At 54.0% G+C, this 22755-nt stretch carries 18 protein-coding genes and 1 pseudogene; 14 read left to right on the forward strand and 5 right to left on the reverse strand.

Going from position 1 to position 22755, the window contains the following annotated elements; all coding sequences use genetic code 11:
- The first annotated feature begins 511 nt into the window (after positions 1-511).
- The 13 genes and pseudogenes from L6762_RS11345 to L6762_RS11400 all read left to right on the forward strand — a co-directional run bounded on the left by L6762_RS11345 (position 512) and on the right by L6762_RS11400 (position 12752).
- On the forward strand, positions 512-847 hold the full coding sequence (locus tag L6762_RS11345) for a hypothetical protein (protein WP_237187371.1): 336 nt from the start codon (positions 512-514) through the stop codon (positions 845-847).
- 363 nt (positions 848-1210) lie between these two features.
- Complete coding sequence (locus L6762_RS11350) at positions 1211-1660, forward strand: tyrosine-type recombinase/integrase (RefSeq protein WP_272878712.1); 450 nt, start codon at positions 1211-1213, stop codon at positions 1658-1660.
- 231 nt (positions 1661-1891) lie between these two features.
- On the forward strand, positions 1892-2158 hold the full coding sequence (locus tag L6762_RS11355) for a hypothetical protein (RefSeq protein ID WP_237187373.1): 267 nt from the start codon (positions 1892-1894) through the stop codon (positions 2156-2158).
- 1009 nt (positions 2159-3167) lie between these two features.
- A complete protein-coding gene (locus L6762_RS11970; RefSeq protein WP_272878710.1) occupies positions 3168-3977 on the forward strand; it encodes a tyrosine-type recombinase/integrase in 810 nt (269 codons plus the stop codon).
- Positions 3978-4118: 141 nt separating this feature from the next.
- On the forward strand, positions 4119-4595 hold the full coding sequence (locus L6762_RS11365) for a hypothetical protein (protein WP_237187375.1): 477 nt from the start codon (positions 4119-4121) through the stop codon (positions 4593-4595).
- Between the two features lie 103 nt (positions 4596-4698).
- The gene (locus tag L6762_RS11370; RefSeq protein WP_237187376.1) at positions 4699-6699 is read left to right on the forward strand and encodes a hypothetical protein; all 2001 of its coding nucleotides are present in this window, start codon (positions 4699-4701) and stop codon (positions 6697-6699) included.
- A gap of 31 nt (positions 6700-6730) precedes the next feature.
- A complete protein-coding gene (locus L6762_RS11375) occupies positions 6731-8431 on the forward strand; it encodes a hypothetical protein (RefSeq protein ID WP_237187408.1) in 1701 nt (566 codons plus the stop codon).
- A 216-nt stretch (positions 8432-8647) separates the two neighbouring features.
- Positions 8648-9748: a hypothetical protein gene (locus tag L6762_RS11380; protein WP_237187378.1), complete on the forward strand. Its 1101-nt coding sequence runs from the start codon at positions 8648-8650 to the stop codon at positions 9746-9748.
- A 794-nt stretch (positions 9749-10542) separates the two neighbouring features.
- Positions 10543-10803 carry a hypothetical protein gene (locus L6762_RS11385; protein ID WP_237187380.1) on the forward strand — a complete coding sequence of 87 codons (261 nt, stop codon included), beginning with the start codon at positions 10543-10545 and terminating at the stop codon, positions 10801-10803.
- Between the two features lie 11 nt (positions 10804-10814).
- The gene (locus L6762_RS11390) at positions 10815-11177 is read left to right on the forward strand and encodes a ribbon-helix-helix protein, CopG family (protein ID WP_237187381.1); all 363 of its coding nucleotides are present in this window, start codon (positions 10815-10817) and stop codon (positions 11175-11177) included.
- A gap of 165 nt (positions 11178-11342) precedes the next feature.
- Positions 11343-11465 (forward strand): annotated as a pseudogene (locus L6762_RS12090) (type II toxin-antitoxin system HicA family toxin); the annotation flags it as partial.
- 20 nt (positions 11466-11485) lie between these two features.
- Positions 11486-11857, forward strand: a complete 372-nt coding sequence (locus tag L6762_RS11395) for a hypothetical protein (protein ID WP_237187382.1) — start codon at positions 11486-11488, stop codon at positions 11855-11857.
- A gap of 472 nt (positions 11858-12329) precedes the next feature.
- Positions 12330-12752, forward strand: coding sequence for a hypothetical protein (locus L6762_RS11400; protein WP_237187383.1), 423 nt, complete (start codon positions 12330-12332; stop codon positions 12750-12752).
- Between the two features lie 297 nt (positions 12753-13049).
- Here the strand turns inward: L6762_RS11400 and L6762_RS11405 are convergent, their stop codons facing one another.
- From L6762_RS11405 to L6762_RS11415, 3 genes are read right to left on the reverse strand one after another with little or no spacing between them, the layout of a single operon-like run.
- Positions 13050-13727: a hypothetical protein gene (locus L6762_RS11405; protein WP_237187384.1), complete on the reverse strand. Its 678-nt coding sequence runs from the start codon at positions 13725-13727 to the stop codon at positions 13050-13052.
- Positions 13727-14896, reverse strand: a complete 1170-nt coding sequence (locus L6762_RS11410; RefSeq protein WP_237187385.1) for a transglycosylase SLT domain-containing protein — start codon at positions 14894-14896, stop codon at positions 13727-13729. Before L6762_RS11410 ends, L6762_RS11405 begins: the two co-directional genes overlap by 1 nt.
- A 3-nt stretch (positions 14897-14899) precedes the next feature.
- Positions 14900-15229, reverse strand: coding sequence for a hypothetical protein (locus L6762_RS11415; protein WP_237187386.1), 330 nt, complete (start codon positions 15227-15229; stop codon positions 14900-14902).
- A 300-nt stretch (positions 15230-15529) separates the two neighbouring features.
- Between L6762_RS11415 and L6762_RS11420 the strand changes: the two genes are divergently transcribed.
- On the forward strand, positions 15530-17776 hold the full coding sequence (locus L6762_RS11420; protein ID WP_237187387.1) for a S8 family serine peptidase: 2247 nt from the start codon (positions 15530-15532) through the stop codon (positions 17774-17776).
- An 85-nt stretch (positions 17777-17861) separates the two neighbouring features.
- Here L6762_RS11420 and L6762_RS11425 read toward each other — a convergent pair whose 3' ends face one another.
- Both L6762_RS11425 and L6762_RS11975 read right to left on the reverse strand, forming a co-directional pair.
- The gene (locus tag L6762_RS11425; RefSeq protein ID WP_237187388.1) at positions 17862-18776 is read right to left on the reverse strand and encodes a hypothetical protein; all 915 of its coding nucleotides are present in this window, start codon (positions 18774-18776) and stop codon (positions 17862-17864) included.
- 206 nt (positions 18777-18982) lie between these two features.
- The gene (locus L6762_RS11975) at positions 18983-22669 is read right to left on the reverse strand and encodes an LPXTG cell wall anchor domain-containing protein (RefSeq protein ID WP_272878711.1); all 3687 of its coding nucleotides are present in this window, start codon (positions 22667-22669) and stop codon (positions 18983-18985) included.
- Between the last annotated feature and the right edge of the window lie 86 nt (positions 22670-22755).

Raw genomic sequence — 22755 nt, forward strand, 5'->3', positions numbered from 1 at the left:
TCGGCCAGTAGGCGTAGGGCTCTTGTTTTGAGTTCTTGGGGGTATTTGGTGGGCATGGGTGAAGTTCCTTTGCTCTTTTTTGTTTGTTTCCAATGTACGGGGTCGGAACTAAACCCAGTACATATCAATGTAGCCGCTGGGTGATACGAGGTCTTTTACATCGTGTAGGCGTAGGAATGTGGCTTTTGCATCGGTGATGCTGGTAGTTTGGTTTATGACTGAAACCTTTTTGCTTGTAGCTTTTTCTGACTGCTCAGGGGCAGTGAGTTTAGTTGTTTCGAGGGAGAGTGCAGCAACCGGGTTTGGCTATTCTCTAGCTATATAGGTGAGACCTAAGAGGATTGGGAATTCAACTCAACTGAAGCTACAAACTTAATGCACCAACTTGGGGTGCGGTCTGAAAATAAGGTTGAACTCATCTCAGCTGACAAGATTCCGAGTGAGCCTGCTTATCAAATTACCGAACAAGATAAGATACGGTTCTTCCCCAACTACTTCGGAGACTAACCTCATGCCCCGACCTCGCTTGTCCCCTGGCACCTATGGCAACATCTACAGCACCCAAGCCGCTAGCGGCGCATGGACCGCCAAAACCCGTTTCCGCGATCTCGACGGCAAGACCCGCCTTATTGAGCGCACCGGCCCCAGCAAAGCTAAAGCAGAACTGCGTCTAAAAGAGCACCTCACCGAACAAGCCCACCAGCATCAGAGCAGCGAGCTCAAAGGCAATTCCCCCGTTTCCCTACTGGCTACCCAATGGTGGGAACAGTTCGAAGAGCAAGGCCGCGCAGTGCAGACCTCACGCATGTATCAAGACGCACTGCGACTGCACCTACTCCCAGCATAGGTGAGCTCACGTTGAACAAGTGCACCCCTAGCCGCCTCACCTTGCATGTTAAAGGCATAGCGACAGACCACAGCTATTCCTCAGCAAAGCGAACTAAGTCTGTGCTCTCAAATATGTTCAAGTTCGCTGTGAGCCGAGACACCGTGCCACGCAACCCAGTTCGAGATGTACAGCTCCCAGCGCAACCCAAGAGCCAAGTAAAGGCACTGTCCTACTTTGATGCAGTAAAGCTCAGGGAACAGCTCACAAACGATGTGCAGGCCATTCTGGACGTCCTACTAGGCACTGGTTACCGTATCGGTGAAGTGCTGGCCCTACGGTTTAAGGCCAGGGTGCTCTAGTGTGAACATCAACGGCACCCTAGTGCACAATGCAGCAGGCAAGCTCATTAGGCAGTCACACCCGAAGTCGAAGAACTCGGAACATTCCTTGTTCCTACCTGAGTTTGTAGCTGAAATGTTGCGGGAGCGTAGGGATAACCATTTGCCGGCGCACGCTAGAACTACGGCATGGGCAACACCTACAGCTTATGTCTTTCCCTCCACTGCTGGCACGGCATGGGAGCCTAGCAACTTCCGTAAGAAGTGGCGGACTCAGGTAGATGCTGCAGGTTTCCCCGGCTTGAAGCCTCATGAGATCAGAAAGACGGTGGCAACCTACCTAGCTAATGCTGAGGGAATTTCTACAGCGTCCTTGCCGCTGGGGCACTCTAGTGAGTCAATCACTGAACAGTATTACGTCATGCGAGAGCGTTTTGCGCCGGATATGTCGGCCTTGTTGCAGGCCTTTGGCAACTCTGCTCAGGGTGCCTAGCGTTTTTATAACCGTTGGGTTTCCGTTGGGTTAGCCGATTTTCTACCCGATAAAAATAACCCCATCTCACTAGTTTTACCTAGTGAGATGGAGTTTTATTGTAGGGCCTGCGGGGCTTGAACCCGCGACCAAGGGATTACAGGACCCAATCTACAGCCGCATCATACAAACAACCTTGCTACTGAAAAAACTCTACACCACAACCACTCTCAAAGATGAGGAAGCCCAGTAATGCCCAACAACGCACCCCACACCCTCACCATCACCAAACAACCTCGCCACCACTACTCATCAATCAACAATTCCCCTGACTTTGAAGACCTCTACCAAGCAGGAATCATCAGCCCCACCGGCGAGGTCATCTGCACCTTCTACTACCTAGCCCGGCCCGGAGAAACTATCGCCCTCCAAGCAAAACTAGAACAGCTAGGCTACTCAATACCCGAAGAGCTACTCCCCAAGCCACTAGCCTCCACCTACAAACTCCACCAGAAATAAGAACCACCATGACCACCATCAGCTCCGAGACACCCGCAGACGTAGAGGCCGGTAAAGCCCTACGAGACCAGCTACGCGCCCGCCGCCAAGCAAAGAAAGAAGTTGCCTAGTGAAAAACCGTACGCCGCGTAAGCCCCTTGTCCTCATTGCTGTGTACGGGACAGTAATTCTTTCCCTTCTCTACATTTCTACGACTGGTATTGTCATCAGCCTCAGAAGTGCGTTCCAAAATAACACTTTGACGTTGGGACAAACTGTTGAACAGACGTGGTTTGCAGTTCTGGATGTAAAAAATCTAGCCACTTTCCTGCTGGTCCTATTCATCTCGCTTTACGTGACTGCTCTTGTAACTTCACCCAACGACACATCCGACGGACTCAACTAAGGAAAAAACGAACCAGCCATAGCCACACACATCAAAGCCCGCGGACTCCTCCAAGCCCCTATCGTTGAAATACCCGGTGAAGAAACACAGATATGGAGCGGTTACAGGCCTGACCTCATTGACCAGCTCGCAGCCAGACAAGCACACCACAGACAACCAGCTTCACAGGTGACATACAACACCATTTGGGATAATGAACACATACATAAAACACCTATGCCTAACAACGGGCGCGACATGGCCCGTCTCCTCAAAGCCAACGGATTCACTGTACACCTAGGCAACAGAGGCCACTACAAAGCAACCCACCCCGACTACCCTGATAAACCAGCTATCAGATTCTCATCCACCCCTTCTGAGGGACGCTGGGCATCTAATACCCTGGCCTGGATCAAAAGAACTTACCAGCTGACCCTGACCAGAAAATAATCCGTACCAATAAAAACAGGCCCGCTACGCGGAAGAACCCTGCTGAAAACCACTAGACAATGAGGCTAGAAGCACGAGTGTGCTCTAGCCCCATTTTCTCTTTCCTCCCCCCAGATAAGACAGAATCCAGGGGCCAGCATAGCCCCCCCCCCCACTTCTTTCTCATTCATCAGATTATCGAGAAAGAAGCAAACTATGCTGACTACCCCTTGGGCTGACGCCCTAACCGATTTCGCACAATGGCTCCAAGCAGCCGGACGCACAGAGCGCACCATCGAAACACGACTACGATGGCTCAGCACCCTAGCACAGGCCGTTTCTTCTGCACCCACAGAAGTAAGCAGCTCAGAAATCACCTGCTGGCTAGCAAACCCACAATGGAAACCCAATTCCCGCCGAAGCGCTCTAGCCTCCGCGCGCCGCTTCTTCCACTACCTCAAGGTTACAGGCCGCCGGCCTGACAACCCTACAGAGATTCTTCTGCCTATCCGTGTTCCCAGGGCAAAAGCTCGTCCTTTGCCAACGGAAGTACTCAACGAAGCCCTAGATCAAGCTCAGACCACAGAGCAGTCAATGATGATTCTGCTAGGCGCCTTAGCTGGACTACGACGCACTGAGATTGCCTCGCTACACACAGATAGTTATTCCCCAGGATGGCTCACCGTAACGGGTAAGGGAGGCGATATGCGCCGCATCCCTGTACACCCGCAGCTAGAGCCATTTTTACAGCTGAAGCATGAAGGCTACTACTTTCCAGGCAGGTTCACTGGGCATCGTAGTCACGACAATGTTGCTAAAACGATTGGCAGGCTCTTAGGCAAGGGGTACAGCTGCCACAGCTTACGCCATTGGTTTGCAACAACTGCTTATGCTCAGTCTCAAGATATCAGGGCCGTCCAGGAATTATTGGGGCATGCCGATATTGCTACGACTCAACAGTACATCGGGATTGCCGAAACTTCCCTCGAGTCTGTAGTGCGGGGATTGCCTGGATTGGAGGTGTAGCAACTTTATCCGTGAGGACTTTGTGACGGCTTGCATCACTGGGCATGCTCCACTCACAAACTACCTCACTGACTTACCCACAGCCCCCACAACCACCAAGTCCCACTGAACTCAAGCCAACGACCCAAGGAGATTACCACCATGGCTATCCCCACCGTATTCGTCATCAAGCACAAGTGCGGCCATACCGAAGAACGCGACCTCTCAGACCGCCCAGCAGGTAAACGCAAAGGTTTTGCGTCCTGGCTCTCAGCACAGGTCTGCTCCCGGTGCTACCGAAAGGAAGGCGCTGAAGAGTACAAGCAGATGCTGCTCGAAGCCGCCCTCGAAAACCAGACCAAGCTCGATTTGCCCGAGCTCGAAGGAACCGAAAAGCAGGTGCCCTGGGCCACGACCTCACGCAACCAGCTCATCATGGGAGCCTTTGAGGAACTGGTACGCGGAGAAGACGCCACGCTCACCGAAGAAGAGTTCGAGGAACGATACCTCGTACCGGCCCGACTCATCACCTCAGCCCGCTGGTGGATTGACTACAAAGACACCGAGGTCGAAGACCTCCTAGAGTGCCTTACCACCGCAGTCGATGAGGGTGAAGACATCAACGAAAACCCTTTCTAAGGACTAACTAGGCACCATGCCCTCCAAGTAGTGCCCCGGTGCGAGCAACAGACTCACACCGGGGCACCTGCCTTAGAAACAACCAACGAAGAAAGCAAAACCAGTGGAATCAAACCGCCAAACGCAGATCACCTTAGCCCCTAACCGGCTGAGTCTGCGTAGCGACCAGACCGACGTTACGGTGAGCACCTGGGGCCGCGTCAACACTGTCACTGCCCAGCAGGTCACCATTCACCAGAGCCCCTATATCCTGACCTGCCTTGACGCCAATTCATCTGAAATTCTTGGCACCTATCTCTATGAGCAAGGCTCAACTGAGCCCAAGCTCTTGGCCGACCCCGCCGAGGCACCAGCAGCCGCCCGCCGTAGCACCCTCTTTTTTCATGGCTGGATCCTTTCGGTATCCGAAGACCATGCCCCTACCTACTTCCGTTCCCTCAAAGACTTCACGACCCATGCCCAGCGTGTTGCCGACTCGACCGGCACGGCCTTTGAGCTGACGGTCAAAGACCAGTCCCCCGAAGACGACGCTCTTCTCACCTTTACCCCCGAGACAGAATCACAAGAGCTGGAAGAAGAAACATTCCAAAGCCGACTAGCTGCGGCCCCTGTGATGACCGAAGAGGTAGAGCCCAAGGTAGTTCAAGCCGCGCCTATCCAAGCTGATACTTCCGAGTCTGAGCCCGAAGAACCCGAGGAACCTGTAGCACCAACTGTTCAAAATGGAACAGTTGAAGAGGGCCCCTCTATAGAGCCAGACCTGCCTGCCAGCGTTGATTCCCCTGTCGAAGCTCCTGTTCCCGAAGAACCCGAGACTGCCCCTGAGCAAACCCAAGAGCAGGCCGAAGAAGAGCACCCCCAGATGATTCGATACTCCACTTTGGAAGAGATGTTCTCAGGCCAGCAAGAGACAGGTGAAGGTGAGGACAACGAGAAACCAGCTCCACGCCGTAAGCGGCTACTGCTCACTACCCTTGGGGTTTTAGCTGCGTGCTCTGTCCTTGGAGCCAGCGCATTTGCCGGCATCTCTCTCTACCAGGCCAGCACCGAAGCCTCGACCCTGCCTACAGCAACCGCCGTCAGCCAAACCGTAGTAGACCTGCCAGTGGGCTACACCCAGCAACCTGCCTGGACGCTCCCCATCCCTGATGGTGCCCGCGTCCATTCATCGCAGGCCGCAACTGCCATCATCGACGGCGAAACTATTACTCTCTACTCCAACGCCACCGGCAAGGAAATTAGAAGCGTCACCGGCGCCGAAGAAATCGCAGTTATCGATGAAACCTCTATCGACGGTAAACCCGGCATCGTATGGCTCAACGCCGATAAGACCAAGCTCACCGCCTGGATCGCTGATGAATCTAACGCAGAAGGCAAACTCATCACCGCTGACCTGCCCGCAGGAGCAACCGTAACCCGCCCATCAGCTGAAATCATTATCAAAGACTCACAGGCCCAGGTATTCAGGCTCACCCAGGAGGGGCTAAAGCCATATCAGTCCCCTCAGGGTCTTTCCCCGTGGGCATTTACAGATAAGGGCCTTGTCTCTCTTGGGTATGACGTGCCGTCAGAAGTTACTGACCCTGCTGGTCAGGCCGTTGTCGCCATTGACCTCGTTTCCCCTGAGGCCGGTTACTCTATGCTCCAGTGGATCAGCATCGGCAATGATTACGCCGCCAGTATCTGGGCGCAAAACCTTAACTCAGTTACCGCCCAAAGCCAGGTCAAACTCGTTATCCATTCGTTGAGTTCAGGCCAGCCTGTAGAAGTTATTGACGGCCCACTGCAATCTTTAGAACCCACCATTGATAGCACTGAGCGTTCCTGGGTTATCGGCCAAGGTAATGACCTAGCAACCTATGGGCCCTACATTTTTTCTCTTCGTACCGGAAAACTTCAGACAGTCTTGCCGAATGGCACCACAGGGCTCCCAGCCAAGGGGACATTTGGTCTAGCCTCAGCCCCCAATGGAGCAACCTACATCTTCCAAGGTACTGAGGCTGGCTATACCCTTTCCAACAAAATCATCCTGGCCCAGTCCGGCTCAACTCTTATCACCCAAGCAGGAAACCGAGTTGTGGCATATCCCGCCACTCTTTCCTAACACGCCCCTTCTTCCTCGAAAGGAACCTCTTGTGAAAAAGTCACAGACCCTAGCTACTGCTCTACTGGTAGCTCCAACCCTTGCTCTACCATTGGCTACAGCGTCCGCTGAATCTCTACCGGCAACAGACACCACCGACCAGGCAATTTTCGCACCGGCCTCAGCTGCAACTCTTGCAGCCTCCGAACCGCTTGCCTCTGCTGAGCCCCTAGCTACTGCTGAACCAACTGCCACAACAGAGCCCACCACGGAACCGACAGTAGAGCCCTCAGCCACGGCCACCGCTGAACCCACCACTACCGTTGCTCCTGCACCCTCTGAATCGGCAACCCCAATCCCTCATGAGACAGCCCTACCAACAGCAGAAGCCACCACAACACCGTCAGAGGCCCCATCACCTGAGCCCAGCGAAACCTCCGCGCCGTCTCCAACTCCCTCACCTGAGGAAACTGTTGCCCCCACAGAACCAGAACCTACTAGCGCTCCTACCGACTCCCCCGTTGAGCCAGTAGAACCTGAGAATCCGGCACCTACTGACCCAGTGGAGCCTGAGACTCCTGTGGAGCCGGTAGACCCTGAGGTGCCCGTTGAACCTACCCCCACCCCCGAAGAACCAGCGCCTGAAGAACCGGCCCCCGCATTTGTAGAAGAAGAGCAGACCCTCATTGTGGGCGACGTCCACGACTTTCAAGTTACAGGCGTTCCCACCGCGGATGCAGAGGTCAAATTTACCCTCACTGATTCAGCCAACGTGGTCATTGAACTGCGTGATGCAGATGGCGAGCTGAAGGCCTATATCATTCGCACTGCGGACGAAAACGGTGAAGTAATCCTGACTCTCGATACTCAGGGCCTGGCTCCGGGCGAGTACACTCTGACGGCAACCGTTGGTGATAAGGAGGTAACGACAAAGATTATCGTCTCGCCCTCAGAATCAGAGCCTACTGACCCGGTAGACCCCGTTGTTCCTGAGCAGCCTGTGGAGCCGGTAGACCCCGTAGTTCCGGTAGAGCCGGTGGAGCCTGTTGAACCTGTTCAGCCGGTAGACCCCGTTGTTCCTGAGCAACCGGTAGAACCTGTGGAACCGGCAGAGCCTGTAGTTCCTACCGAGCCGATTCAGCCAGAAGTTCCAGCAGAACCAGCTCCGACTGAACCTCTCCAGCCAGAAAGCCCAGCACCGGCTGAGCCTGTAGAACCAACCAACCCGGCGAACCCTGCTAGCGAGAACCTCCCTGTGACCGAAGAACACCAGCTTGAAGCAACAGATCTGGATACAGCAGAGCCCACCAACATCATCGAGGCCCTGCGCGAGCCTGCGGCAACCCGCATCCCTGATACCCTTTCAAGCGCAACGGCAACGCCTCAGCGAGAAACGGCCTCTCGCGAGTTCAGTGAAACCCTCGAAGCTCTCATCCCCGGCGGCCGCGAGAACAGCACCTTAGAGTCACGCGAGTTCACCAGCAACCTTCAGGCCGGTGCCGTACCAGGCCGTCAAGCTGACGCACAAGACCTACAGAACGGCAATACGGCCTCGCCTGCACCAGCACGCACCGAACAAGGCTCCCAAGACTCCACGAGCTCACAGGCCGATGCTGATACTGAGCAAGCAGCATCGAGCACCTTTGACTGGTTCAAGGCTCTATTTGCCGCACTGGGTGCTAGCTTTATCGGACTAGCTGCCTGGCTTGTCTTCGGCGGACGACGCAAAGACAAGAACAAGAAGGAGCTCTAAACCGCTCTATCATCTAGTGACGCAGATACGGTGGGAGTCTTACTTGATAAGTAAGACTCCCACCTTTAATTCGTAGCCCATCATCTCAGCACTCAAACGCTGTAACGAGCTTTTGAGCATAGAGGGGAGAACCCCATGAGGTGTGCACCTTGAAGTACCTCACACCTTAAGCTACAGTGTTTTGCATCATTAATGAAAATCACATAGGAGGTTATTGTGCTCCGTTTCCCCAAGTCGATACTAGCCACAGCCCTAGCTGGCACCATGCTCATCTCAACCACACCAGCTCAAGCACAGGAAACCCGCTTCGGCATCTCAGACAGCGACAAAACAGCTATTCAACAAGCCTTAGAGACATCAGAAGCAGAAAAAGACACCGCAAAGAAGGCTATAGCAAGCTTTACGAACAGCACAGCACCAGATGCATTCGATAACCTCATAGATAAGACCTTAGATTTGTCAGGCACAGAAGATTCCAACGTTCCGCTCCCTCACATTACGAAAACCGGTGGCCTGTCCCTAATCAACGAGTCCACCGGCGAGTCCCTCTCCATCGAAGCAGCAAACCCCAGCAATTCCACCCACACTATCGATGGACTAGCACAGTCAGAGACCACCGACGGCATCGACACATTTACACACATCACAGGAAGCAGCTCTGGCCAAATACTTGCTGTTCTCACCCATGAGGATCTTCAAAACTCTGTAGATTTTTCGCTCAGCCTCCCTGAAGGATACAACTTCTCACTATCTACAGATGGCGCGGTAAACATTACTAATCAAAGCGGAGAAACCGAAGGGTCTATAGCACAGCCCTGGGCAGTAGATTCGGCAGGAAACCTATTACCCACTTACTTTGAAGTTACAGATTCAGGAGTTCGCCAGCACGTAGACCGTTCAACCGCCATAGGAGACGTAGTATTAGACCCAGATATTCAGTGGTGGGCTGCAACCGCAGCAAACTGTGCTCTGGCAATAGCCCCAGTACTTGCTCCTGGAGGTATTGGCGCAGCCGCCAAACTCGCAAAGCTGACCTCAAAGCTCAACGATGCAATCAAGAAGAACCAGAAACTAGCTAAGATTGTAGAGGAAGCCGGAGGTCAGATTGCCTATGTTCAGCTTCAGGTAAAAGCAGCCTCAAATGCTATCCGTGACAAACTCCCGGAAGCAGCCCAGAAAGTCTGGCCAGCCTTCCCGCTCAATGAAGCTGATAAAGCAAGGGTAGCTGCCGCATCAGGATTCAGCATTGAATTTATTCTCGATGCATTAGGTATCGACTCATGTTTTGACCTAGGTAAAGAAATAGCAGGAGTATAGCCTCAGAGTAAAACCATGGCACAGACCCTTTTCCTTTTCTTTATTAATCTTTCTGTCGTAGTTTTCATAATATATGTCAGTGTGAGAGCAACTAACCGTGAATCTTCCGCTAGAAGAAACCCGGCATCTCTTTTCACGTGTTATTTTGTTGCAGCTTATACAGCCTATAGTTTCCCTATCCAACTTAGAGGTGAAACTCCTTCCTTTGTTCTTGTTGTGGGTATTGGGCTGTGTCTAGGAACGATCTTCAGTTTCTTTGCGATATCAAACCGGGAGAAAGAGAACGACACGTCAGATATAAACCCAAAATAAGATAGGGTTTGCTTAGCAGAAAGTAAAAGCTTTCCTCGCCCGTCGGCTAGCTGCACCGCGAAAGGTTATCTCGCCCGTCGGCTAGCTGCACCGCGAAAGGTTATTACGGGGGCTAGCGCCGCCCCCGAACCCCCGCGCAAGCGCCGCGCTTGACCGACTGCCGCACAAAACCCCCGCCCTCTTTGACGCGCAGAGCGCGACAGAGGGCGGGGTTTTTGCTTGCCCTGGGAGTTCGTGAGCTAGGAAGTGCCAGTGAGGTATGCAGGCCAGCTTGTTCAAATATGGCAGGTTATGTGCGGAATGGGTTCAGGGTTAGGGCTAATTGAGCTTCTGCGGTGTAGACATCCAGACTCTCCAGGGAAGTGGCTTCATTCTTAGGCAGTGCTGATTCCCCAAAAGTTCCCACCCGTATCTAGCCAGACACTCGACAAAATACCTCTAATTTATGTGCAACACAATTATTTATGTGACACAATAATACTATGAAGTTCATCTTCCTGCCCTCAGCAGCAAAGCACGGATACACAGAAGCTGACGCGCTCAATGCAATCAAGAACTACCATCGCCATAAACCACGGTTTGAGCAATCGAGAATCCCCAACTTACCAGACCCCGACCTCTACATCGGCCCTTCCCGTAAGGGTGATTTACTGGAAGTTATGGTCTACGAAGTTACACCAGATATTGTTATCTTCCACTGCATGAAACTCCGCGGCAAGACCTACACAAAAACCCTCCAATAGAAAGAAAGAACATGTCACAGCTTGATAACCTCAAAGATATCGACTTCAACAACCTCACCCTAGCCGATCACGAAAAAATTGGTGAAGCCCTCTCCCAGTGGGCAGAGTCTGATGAATTTTTTGAAGCTCTAGACAAAGCGACCATCCTACCTAGAACCCCTGAAGGTGTTGCCCGCGCTGAAAAAATCGTCGCAGCTGCCACCCGAGGACGCCCAGCCCTTGCTGAAACCGTCAACGGCCACTCCCCCAGCATCAACGCCCGAGTAACCCCCGATATCAAAGACCGCCTGACCCGCTATACCCAAGAACAGGGCGTGAGCACATCTGAGGTCATTCGAGAGGCCCTTGACAAATTCCTCCCTCAAGCAGCTTAGAAGGCCACAGCCATTGCAAAAGAGTTTAGCCAGAGGGCAAATAATTCCACTCCACACTTGAAACCCAATTCAAGTGTGGGGTGGAATTATAGCGTGACCAAGAAACGCGACCTCATTATACACATCAACCGAGCCGCGTGAGAAAGGGGTCTAGAGTTCAACCAACACAGAAGCGGAGGGAATCATGACATCTACACACTAGATGGACAACGCATATCGATCCCCCGGCACACCGAAATCAACGAACTCACAGTCAAGGGCATCTACAAACAGGCAGCGGAGTCATGAGGAAAGGACTGGTGGAAGTAATGAAGACCTACAAGACTACAGCTATCAAGAGCGGAAAATACTGGCACCTGGACATCGAGGGCTTTATCCAGGGCACCCAAGCTAGATCTCTTGCAGAAGCCGAAGGAATGGCCAAGGACTTCATCAGTGGTATGAATGATGAGGCCCTGGAAGAAATCACTATCAACTTGAAAATCCAACTACCTGAGGATATTGCAGAGGTCAGAGCAGAAGCGGAGCGTCTATTCATGCAGGCCCAGCTCTCAAACTCTTTAGCTGCTGAGAAGTCCCGGCAGGCAGCTAAGACGCTCAAGCGGCAGGGGCTGACCCCTAAGGATATTGGTCAGGTTCTTGATATCTCATATCAGCGGGCGGCCCAGCTAGTTGCCTAAACGACTAGCCGGCCCCGGCACAACTCTTGCGGTGTCGGGGTTTCCTCAAAGTGACGTAAACAAGCTAGAGTCACGGCGTTGATCTTAGGTGCGATGCAAGGCATCTTACCTAAGATCAACGCCTTTCTTGTACCTACAGCTCTTCGGCTAGGGGATCCTATGGCGTCGCAAGCTCCTTATAGGATCTCCTAACCTTAGTTACCGTTTACACGCTGCTGTCCCGTCCCTGCTGGCATTCGAGGCTAGGGGCTTGGACCTAACTGTGCAAGCCTAAAGGCCAAGGCGTATTCAAAATTTCTACCGGCGCTCCTGCGTCGCTTATTTCCTCAGAAATTTCGATGCCGCCATTGCCCCTTACGGGGTTGCACAGCTCTAGGTCTTTAGCCCCTTGACGCCTTCTTCTGCCATCAGGGACGGGACAGCTACCAGCCAGATAGCCATCCTGCTGGAGCAAGTGAAAGGAACACAAGTAATGAGCCAGGGATATGTTTACGACTGGGGTAATGCAGTAGTCGAGGATGTAGAAGCGCCTCACGAGCTGGAGTACCTGGAATGGGATAAGAGCCTAAAAAATTTCGTTACTCAAGGCTATAGTCTCCAGCGCATCTATCTTCAGCCCTCTAACCGCTGCGAGGTACATGAGGACGAGCTGGAATACTGCGGGCTTGACCCCTATGAGGCAAACTTCAGCGGCTCAGAATGGCGGATAGATTCAGAAACTGGTGAGTGCATGAACGCCGGATGGATGTATGAAATGGGCGAGGCCTATATATCAGATGAGACCAGAGCAGAGGCGCTCTGTCAGCGACTATGGGAGCAGAGCATAGAAGAAGCCTACAAGGATAGCGAAGAGAAGCACGAGGGGGAAGTATTCTTCTACACCGAATGGGACTAAATCAACGGTGGGCTGCCGAACTGATACCGGCAGTTCACTTCCCTACGCATAACCCAAACGGCATATGTATCTACTGCCCTGGAAACCAGAACCGGAAACCCTCTAACTTCTGCGGAATCGGAAATGGCAAAACGGAATCCGCAATCGGAAACGCAACGCCCTAGCAAGACATTCGAAACGAAAACACAATGCTTAGCGACGGCAGCTCATACCTCACACAAAAAAAGGGGGTGGGGCTCAACTGTTCCAAATTGAACAGTTGAGCCCCTCCCCTTTTTTCTCTTCCGCAACTACTCACTAAGAAGCCGGAACGAAACTACCAAGCTCGTACCCATCAACGAGCCACAGCCCATCATCATCCTGAACAAGCCGCATCGTCCATACAGAATACCCACCAGGCATAGACCCCTCTCCAATACGAGAAACCCACTGCCAAGAAGCATACTGAGTCGAATAATGCACATGCTCATCAGAATGCTCATCAGCCGCAGCCGTGGGGTCTTCCTCATGGTCATGGGAATCAGCGCCCATGAACTCTACCGTCACCGTAGTGTAAGCACGTTGCTCATACGCAACCAGGAACTGACTGGCCAATGCATTATGCCCGTTCTCAACTAACAGCCCCTTCATCTGCTCAGTCATTAAGGGCTCAGCCCGCCGCAAAGCATCAGTCATGGTCTGATCTACCGTCGAATCAAAGCAGAACCCAATCCCCATAACAGCAGCGGCTACCGCATCAGCGTCAGAACGGTCTACCTCACCAATATCAGGGCACGCACCTTCAGCTAGCTCAGTACCAGCCGTAGCAGTCGCACTGGCAGCGGGGCCGATACTCGTACTGGGGCTCTCGCTGGGTGCTTCAGATACGCTATTCTGCCCCATCAGGCTCCCAATCCACACCAGTAGTGCGATAAGCCCTGCACCAACAACCAGTGCCGAGGAGCAGACAATCCAGATCAATTTATCGCGGGTCATTACAGTGCCCCTTTCTCAATCAGAATCGGTTCAGGGTCAAGGTTGCCTGACCTATCCGACCACCAGTTGTAGTTCTCAATTTTGTGCCCAGGCTTGAACATCTCAATGTGCAAGTGAGTCGCAAAGTAGTTCTTAGTGCTATACCCAGTGCCACCCTCAATGCCGATAACATCGCCACGCTCTAGAACCATGCCAGGCTCTGCGTAGTTCTCGTGCAAATGGCAAAACATGAAACCAAATTCAGGCGGATCAACCTGGTACGCCAAGATACACCCAGACACCGTTTCGTATTCCACAACACGAAGTTTTGTAGGAGCAACAATCTCTACGCCAGGCGAATAGCCAGCACCAGGAGTAGCTAAGTCAAGACCCCAGTGAAAACCACCATTGACAGCATCAATCTGACCCGCAGCAGTACGGGCCTCATACCCCGATGTCTTCACGCACCCCGGGCAGGGGTTAGTCCACTCCCCAGTACCCAAGTCACCATCCCAGGCTTTTGTTCCAACTTGAGAGCACCCCTTGGAATAAGACATCTGCGAGGTGCCCATAATCTTCTTCACGTAATTCTGAGTCTCAGGATAAGGAGGGATACCACCGAATTGCAGCACAGCACCAGGCCCAGCGTTATAGGCAGCTAGAGCAAGCTCAATCTCCTTCTGAGCATCCCCTCCAGCCAAGTCACCCATCATCTGGCGCATGTCCTTCATCATGCGCCCCTGAGCGGCAATCGAGGCGAACGGGTCAAAGGGGTCTTCCCCCGGAGCGTAGTGCTCCCAGGTAGAGGGAATGAACTGCGTCAATCCTTTAGCACCGGCAGGTGAAACAGCGTTAGGGTTCCAATTCGACTCAGCAGCAATCTGAGCGGCAATAATCTGAGCCGGAATACCAGACTCTTCCGCCGCCTTATCAACAGCCTCCCGATACTCTTCAGGGACGTTAACCGTAGAGCTATCACCAGAATCAGCAACAACCGGGCTCTTGCAGGAACGGGACGACGCCAGCTCAGCGCGGTTAGCCTCCCAGTCGTTATACCCGGCAATGAAGCTCAGAGACATTACCCCAGCCAAGAAAAGCATCAGAGCCAAAAGCGGTATCAGAATAGGGCCAACAATCTTCAAGAGGACTGCCCGCACAGTCCACTTGGCCCCCTCACGAGCGATACCCATGGTCTATAGCCCCAAACTTAGATGGACGAAAGATGCTGGGCGAATAGTCACCTCAGGCTCATCCCCTACTCCACCCATGGCCGATGAGAGCACCAAGAAAAAGCCCAACACCACCATCACCAAAATCAGCATCAATACAGATACCAAAATACGCCGAGCAAAAGACGCCTCGATCCACGTAGCCGCCCGCTGAAGCAACGACCCGTTAGCTACTTCTTTGTTCTGAAGTTCCAGCCACAGACGCTTGAAAGCTCCAGAGTGCTGACCTACCTGGGTCTGGTCATCGAGGCTATATAGCTCGTTCTCATCATGTTTCTTAGAAAAAAGTCTCATACCCCCTTTTGCCCACACCCCACCCATTTAGTAAGTCGCCCCACACGACCCGACTTACATCAGCAAGCATACGAGCCAAAACCACAAGAGCGCCCAACCGCAGGTGGGGCTCACCCTAATCACTATCAACATTAAAGGAACTTCCCCATGCCACTCTGGGCCATCGAACTACTGCATTATTTGGCCATTTCAGCAGGCCTCATTGTTCTACTCAACCTCGCCTTATGTGCATATCTCATCACCGATTACCGCAAATACCTCAAGCACCAGGAAAAACAGCAGAACCTCTAGGACTACACCATGCCCAAAACTACCCACACCAAAACACTGACCCTCACCGCACTAGCTCTCGCCACTTTCTTCACGGCCCTCACCCCAGCCACGGCAACTGATACCCCGGCAACCGACCAGGCCATCGAGCAGCTCACCCAAACCGGGGAGTCCGTAGCAGAAGAAACCAACCGGCTCATCGTCACTCTCAAAGACGAAACCACCAACAAGGACGTCCTGGCCCACGACGCCAGCGCCCTCACCGACACTCTGGACGACGCAGCCCTTGTCAAAGACCAAGTAGCCGGTGACACCTCTACCATCGTCTTAGAGACAGATACCCTGCTCAACGAGCAAGAGCAGAGTCAAACTATCGCTCAGCTTGAAGCTGACCCGCGCATCGAATCAGTCACCCCCGACCGCCTCGTTAAGGCTATCTCAGCAGCCGCAACCACCGAGCCCTACTACCCGCGCCTGTGGGCTTTTGCCACCTCACAAATGAACGCAGCACCAGCCTGGGCCAGCGGCTACACCGGAGCCGGCCAAACCATCGGCCTCGTCGATACCGGCTACTCCAACCACCCCGACCTACGAGCCCCCATCGCCTCCTGGGACTTCGTATCATCCACCGCACTCTCCAATGACGGTAACGGACGAGACTCCGACGCCCGCGACATGGGCAACAACAACGCCAATGCAAACTGGCACGGCACCTTTATCTACGGACAGCTAGCAGCCCAAGTTAACAACATTGGAGTAACCGGCATCGCCCACGGAGCAAACATCAACGTCGCACGAGCTATGGGCCTGTACGGTTGGGGCTACGAAACCGACATGGCCGACGCCATCGTATGGGAAGCAGGCGGAACCGTCGCCGGAGCACCCACCAACCCAGCACCGGCCACCGTCATTAACGCCTCCTTCGCCTGGCCCTCAGCCACCTGCACCCCAGCCATGTCCAAGGCCATCAACTACGCCCTGTCCAAAAACATCCCCGTCGTAGTAGCCGCAGGCAATGACGGTATCAACGCCAATGGCATCACCCCCGCTAACTGCTACCGGGCTATCGTCGTCGGTGCCTCAACCTCCTGGGGAACCTTGACCGCCTACTCGAACTGGGGCTCCATGCTAGATGTGGTTGCCCCAGGTGGTACTACCGGCAACGATATTTTCTCAACCACGAACACCGGCTTCTCATCCATCGGCTCCCCCACCTACGGCACCAAAAACGGAACCTCGATGGCAGCCCCATACGTCACCGGCACTATCGCCCTGATGAAACAAGCCAACCCCTCCTTGACCGTGGAGCAAATCCGCCAGATTCTCACATCCACCGGCAAGAACATGGCAGGGTACAAACTCGTTGATACCGGCGCAGCCGTTGCCCGAGCGGCAGCACTTGCACCGGCCCCGCAGTACAAGCTAGTTCCTGGATCAGGTATTGAGGCAGCCTACTGGCGCTACGGTGGTAGCTCTGTCTTCGGGGCCCCCACCTCTAACGAATTCACATCGGCCGGAGGCGTTATTCAGAACTTTGAACGCGGCGTCCTCTACTGGTCAGCTGCTACTGGAGCGCACCCCGTGAACTTCGCCGGGGGTATCGGTGCCCGATACGCCGCTGGCGGGTTCGAGCGCGCCTACGGGTTCCCGGTCTTTGCCGAAACTGCTATCACTGGTGGGGCAATGCAGAAGTTCCGTACCGTCAGCGGCGGCTACACGGCTTTCTACTGGACTCCTACTCACCATCGGACTCATACGGTCTGGGAGAACGGGGCTATCGGTGGCAAGTTCACCCGCGAGGGCGGCACCGGCACCTACGGATTCCCCAGCGAGGACGAGAGGGCTGTAGCGAATGGGGCCCGTCAGACCTTTGTTCAGGGTAATATCGTCACTCGGTTCTTCTGGGCTCCTAATACCGGAGTGAATCTGGTCAACGGGCGCGGTGCTATCAACGCTGAATGGGAGAAAGATGGCGGTACAGCCCGTATCGGTTTCCCTGCTACCGGTGAGGTTGCAGCTGGTCATGGTGGTGTTACTCAGCTCTTCCGCACTAGCACTGGTGCTGAGACTATCTACACGTGGTCACCTAGTGCTGGTACTCATACGTTGAACGGACGCGGTGCTATTTACGCGCATTGGCGGAACACTGGTTTCACTTCGGTGTATGGCTACCCTCTCACAGACGAGGCATACATCGGTAACGGCATTTATCAGGTGAAATTCTCATCAGGTCAATCCATCAATTGGTCAGCAGACCGCGGGGTCTGGGTAAGCTAACTCCCGCACACAAAAAGGTTCGGCGTCCTCTCTAAACAACAGAGAGGACGCCGAACCCCCTTAACAGTAATAAACCTAACCGGGCCTAACCGCCAACGGGAACCAGGCCAACCATTAAGTTATCCGTATACGGGAAAAGAAAAGTATTCCCCTCCCCAGAATCCCCCACAAAAGCCCCTGAGCAGCTCAACAGCCACGCCAGCTCATCGGTATCGTATTGTGCCCATTCATCCGGCGTCACCTCAGCAGAGCCCCACAGACCTGGGTCAGTCTCAGTTAGCGCCTGCTCAATAGTGTCAATGACAACTACCTGGTACTCACGGGTAACTCCTGCCTCATCCGTGATATACACATGCGCGCACCTATCAATGTAATGCAGCAGACCCCACCCAGAGAGCCGGTCATTCGGCCAGTCAAGGTTCACATGCCCAGCCAGCACACTCGCCTTACCCTTAGAACCAAGGGGCGCACTCAACGATGAGAGCAACCCACCAGGAGCAGAGGGAATACCAGCCGAAAACAAGCCAGTCGAAAAATACCCCCTCGCTACACCACCAGCCCCATCAGACAGGGACGGCACCACCCACGAACCGGGCTCAGGGACCACCTCCCCCAGCGCCTCACCGGTACACTGCACAGGGGTAGGGGTCAGATTCTTCACCTGCGGAGCCGCCAGCGCACCAACGCCGTCCACCGGCTCAGCCATCAGCCCATAGGCAGGTTCATAATATTCCTGGCCGTCCTGTTCAAAGACTTCCCCGCTGGCATCCGGGTGCCGCAGTTGATACGGGGCCACCACCTGCCCATCGGCTACCTTCCAACCGGATAAGACCGCCCCCAGCACCAAAGACACAACAGCCACAAGCAGTACCGCAAGGATCGCCACAGCCCTAAGACGTGACTTCTTCACCTGGCCCATCATCACTACCCTTTCACCACAAAAATAGCCCTTAAAACAAGACGTTGGCAGAGAAAGCCCACCGCAGATACCAGGGCACATACACCAAGCCCTAGCGTCTGCATCATCTCTCTCTGCCAACGCCAACCCCCTCAATTAACACTCACGACATCATCGAGGGGACTACCCACACCGTCAAGGAGGCACCAGCCCTGATACCAAGAAAGTCCAATCAAAGAAGGGTACAAATCTTCTCACCTTGACACCAGGGCCATGCCGCCCGTAACGGCAAGGGAATCTATGACATGCTAGCTAGCCTTACGACGCAGCATGAACCAAGCACCGCCACCGGCAGCAGCCAGCAGAAGACCACCACCGGCCAGGGCAGCACCAACAGGAATACCTGCAACAGATGCCTTGCCACCGGTCTTAGCGCCCTCACCCTTGACCACAGCAGGAGTGCTAGGAGTGGTCACATCAGGGGTGCCGGGGTTCTCAGGAATAACAGGAACAACCGGCTCAGGGGTGAAAGTCTTCACGGTGTTAGAGGTCAGCTTCTCACCGTTGTAGTTCTCCACAAAGGTGTTCTCAACCTCGCCGGTGCCGATACGCTCAACCTGCATGTAGACGCTAAAGCCCTGCTCAGTTGCACGGTTAGCCTCTGAGGACATCAGCGCAAGGAATGCGTCGGTTGCCTCGTAGGTGACAACGCCGTTCTCTACCTTCTGGGTGAAGTACCGGGTGATGTCCTCACCGGCATCGACCTTGGAGCCGTTCTCATCAACGAATGAGTGCTGAGAAATAACCTTGTAGTTACCCTCGTAGGCGTCCTTTGACTCGTCCCAGTCATCAACAATTGACCAGGACTCGGTCAGGCCAGCGCGGTCAGCAGGCAGAGTTGAAGAGTTCAGCTCGTAGTTAAAGACGGTGTTCAGAGCAATTTCAGTACCGTCAATCGAATCCTTGTCACCAACGTTGATAACGACGTCCTTGGTGGGGTTGATTTCCTTGAGCTTGTTAGCAACGGTTTCAGTCTGGGTGCGGTGGTCGTTAGTGACCTGCCATGCGGTATTCAGGATGTCACCATCGGCGTTTGCGGTCACGGTGTAGGGCAGTACGTGGATGTACTTGTAGCCCATCGGCAGAACAACCTTGCCTTCGCCATCGGTCTTCATCATGGAAGAGATGCCTACAGCGCCGCCGTTGGTGAAGCCCTCGACCTCACCGTTGGTGACGGTGTAGGAGTCGGTGACGTCCTTTGCAGAAGCGAGCTTTACAGCAGCTGATACTGCCTCGGGGGTGGAGGTGTCGGTGTCGCCGGGAACCTGGTAGACACGTACCTGGGAGGCGTCAATCTCACCATAGCGCTCATCGAAGTCATCCACCATGCCCGAGACCTTGATGGTATCGGCGGTGTTTTCCAGGTTGGTGGTATCTTCAACCAGCTTGTAGGAGATTACATCCCCTACGGTCACGGTCTTACCCTCGATGTTGGAGCCATCGGTCGCTGAGGTATCAACCTTAGACGGGGCGATCACGGGCACGTAGTTGCGGACAACCTTGGTGAGGGTCTTATCCTCGTTGGTCAGCTGGGTTGCCTGGTTAGTGAACTCGCCGGGAGTGGCATCCTTCTTCACGTGGCCCAGCAGGGTGATGATGTAGTCCTTACCGACCAGTTCGGCAGGGTTCTTAGCCAAGATGGTCACTTCGCCGGTTTCCAGGTTCCATTCAGCGGTGAACTTATCGGCTGAAACCTCATTGCCCTCTGAATCAACGACAGTGAATTCCTTAGTGGGGGCCCACTTGGTCTCATCGTAGTTATCGTACTTGCCTAGCTTGCTCACTTCGCTGGTGGTATCTGCAAGGTCAGCAGCTGAAAGGGTCAGCTGGTAGTTCAGCTCCTGACCGGGCAGTACACGGGTGTTATCGACCTCTACACCTAAAGAGTTAACCACGGTCTTGTCGGGGTTAATCTTGGGCTCGTAGTAGGTCTTATCAGCGGTGAACTGAAGTTCGTCATTGACGATAGCGAAACCGGAGTCGATGAGGGTATCTGCGATACCGTCAAAGAGGCTGGTCTGGTTCACGTGCAGGGTGTAGGTCATGTTCAACTCCAGCGAGCCAGGATCCTTAGCGGTAGCAAGAATCTGGTGCCCTGCCTTGCCATTGTGGACGCCGTCCTCGGAGGTGATAGTGAACTGGTCGGTGACGTTGTTACCCTCAGCATCGGTTACAGCTACTTCGTTCATGTTCACCGAGACAGGCATGCGGCCATCCTCGGTGAAGTAGATATGATCACCAAGGATGAATGACTCAGGTGCCTGGTAGCCGGTGGCGTAAGAGATGGTCTGGGTGGTGGTTTCGCCAGCGATAACCTTCTTGCCCTCGTCCTTAGCAACCTTTTCTACTACCGGGATGGGGGCAAAGAGCTTGGTCAGACCGTAGGAAACAGCGGGGGCTTCAACGGTCTCGCGGGTAGGCTCAGTGGGCTTAGTGGGTACTGAGGGAACCTCTTCCAGAGTCGGAGGAGTCGGCTCAGTAGGCTTAGAGGGCGCTACCGGGGGCTTCTCTTTAACAATGCACTTTTCAGCCGCAACAGTGGCAGCTTCGTAGATGGAATCTGAGAGAGAGTCCAACTCACCGATGAAGTAGTCACGGCCCTCAGTAGGTGAGGCTACACCGGAGATACCACGAATATAATTCACCATCCCTGCTTCATCAGAAGAGAAGTGGAAGGGGTGGTTAGGGTCATTGACTGCCTCATCCCGAATCATCACAGGAATAACATCAGTACCGGAAGCCTCAAGACGATCAGCGACCACCTTAGCAGCATTGAATGCTTCATCTGAGCCATTGGCCGCGTTAGTCGGTACGTGAATGCCAATCTCACCGTTTTGAGTGTAGGTGTTAGGCGCACCATCGGTTAGCAGCAAGGCGGTGTCGTACTTAACGCCGGTATCAGCCTGGTGCTTTTCAATAGCAGCCAGGGCAGCTTCCCAGTTGGTGCCCAACGTCTGGTAGTTCACCCCGCTCCAGTCGCCCAAGCCCAATGGGGCGTCCTTGGACTGCTTGTCGATGCCGTCAATCCAGGCCAAAGCAGCGGCCTTACCAGCATCGGTGCTGACGTTGAATACAGCAGAGGGCTGGTTGCCTGCGATGGTGGTGATAGGGCCAACGGGAACTTCGCCGGAGCCGGTGTCCTGGAAGTTCACAGCAGAGTCACGAGCAAAGGTGAAGAAGGAGACCTCAGCGCCATCAACCTTAGAAAGACGTTCGACCATCTGCTTGGCCTGGTCTTTCATGGTTGCAGTCTCAGAGGCATCGAAAGAGCGGGAGAGGTCAAAGGTCATGGCCACACGCGGAGGTGCACATTCACCAGCTTCGATAGCAGCCTTAGCAGCTGCAACCTTGGCGTCGTAGGCTGCCTTGTCAGTCTTGAACTGAGCCAGTGCGCTCTCGTAGGAGGCAAGGTCTGCCTTGTACTGGGCCAGTTCAGCTTCGTAAGCGGCCTGACGTTCAGCGTTAATCTTCTCAGCCTCAGCCTTAGCAACTACAGCAGCCTGATAAGCGGCATCATCTTTCTGGTACTGAGCCAGTTCAGCCTCGTACTTAGCGTCAGCCGCGGCCTTATCTTCCTTGTACTGGGCAATCTTGGCGGTAATCTCAGCAATCTTGGCCTCAGAGTCAGCAGTGATGGTGTCCAGTGCCGCCTGAACCTCAGCGGTTGAGCCGGTGGTGATGGTCTTGACCTGGGTTTCTGAGATGTTCAGGCCTGCGTCCTTAGCGGCCGCAACAGCAGCAAGTAGCGCCGAGTTATCGACGGGAACTTCGCGGGTGGTGGATTCTGCTTCAGATGCGCTGATAACTGAGCCAAATGAGCCAGTATCGACCGCGTTTGATGCGGGCATGGAGGCAAAAATGGAGGATGCAACCAGGCCGGTTGCAACCAGGGCGCCAGACTTGCTGGCTACTACCTTAAAGGATGCTCGTGACACGTCTTAGGTGTCCTTTCTTCAGATATGTGTGAATCGAGTGATTCGCGTGGTGTTTGTTTCTTCCCGCCTAGTGGAGAGGCGGTGTT

The sequence above is a fragment of the Rothia nasimurium genome (assembly GCF_928381705.1).
GTDB classification, from domain to species: Bacteria; Actinomycetota; Actinomycetes; order Actinomycetales; family Micrococcaceae; genus Rothia; species Rothia nasimurium_G.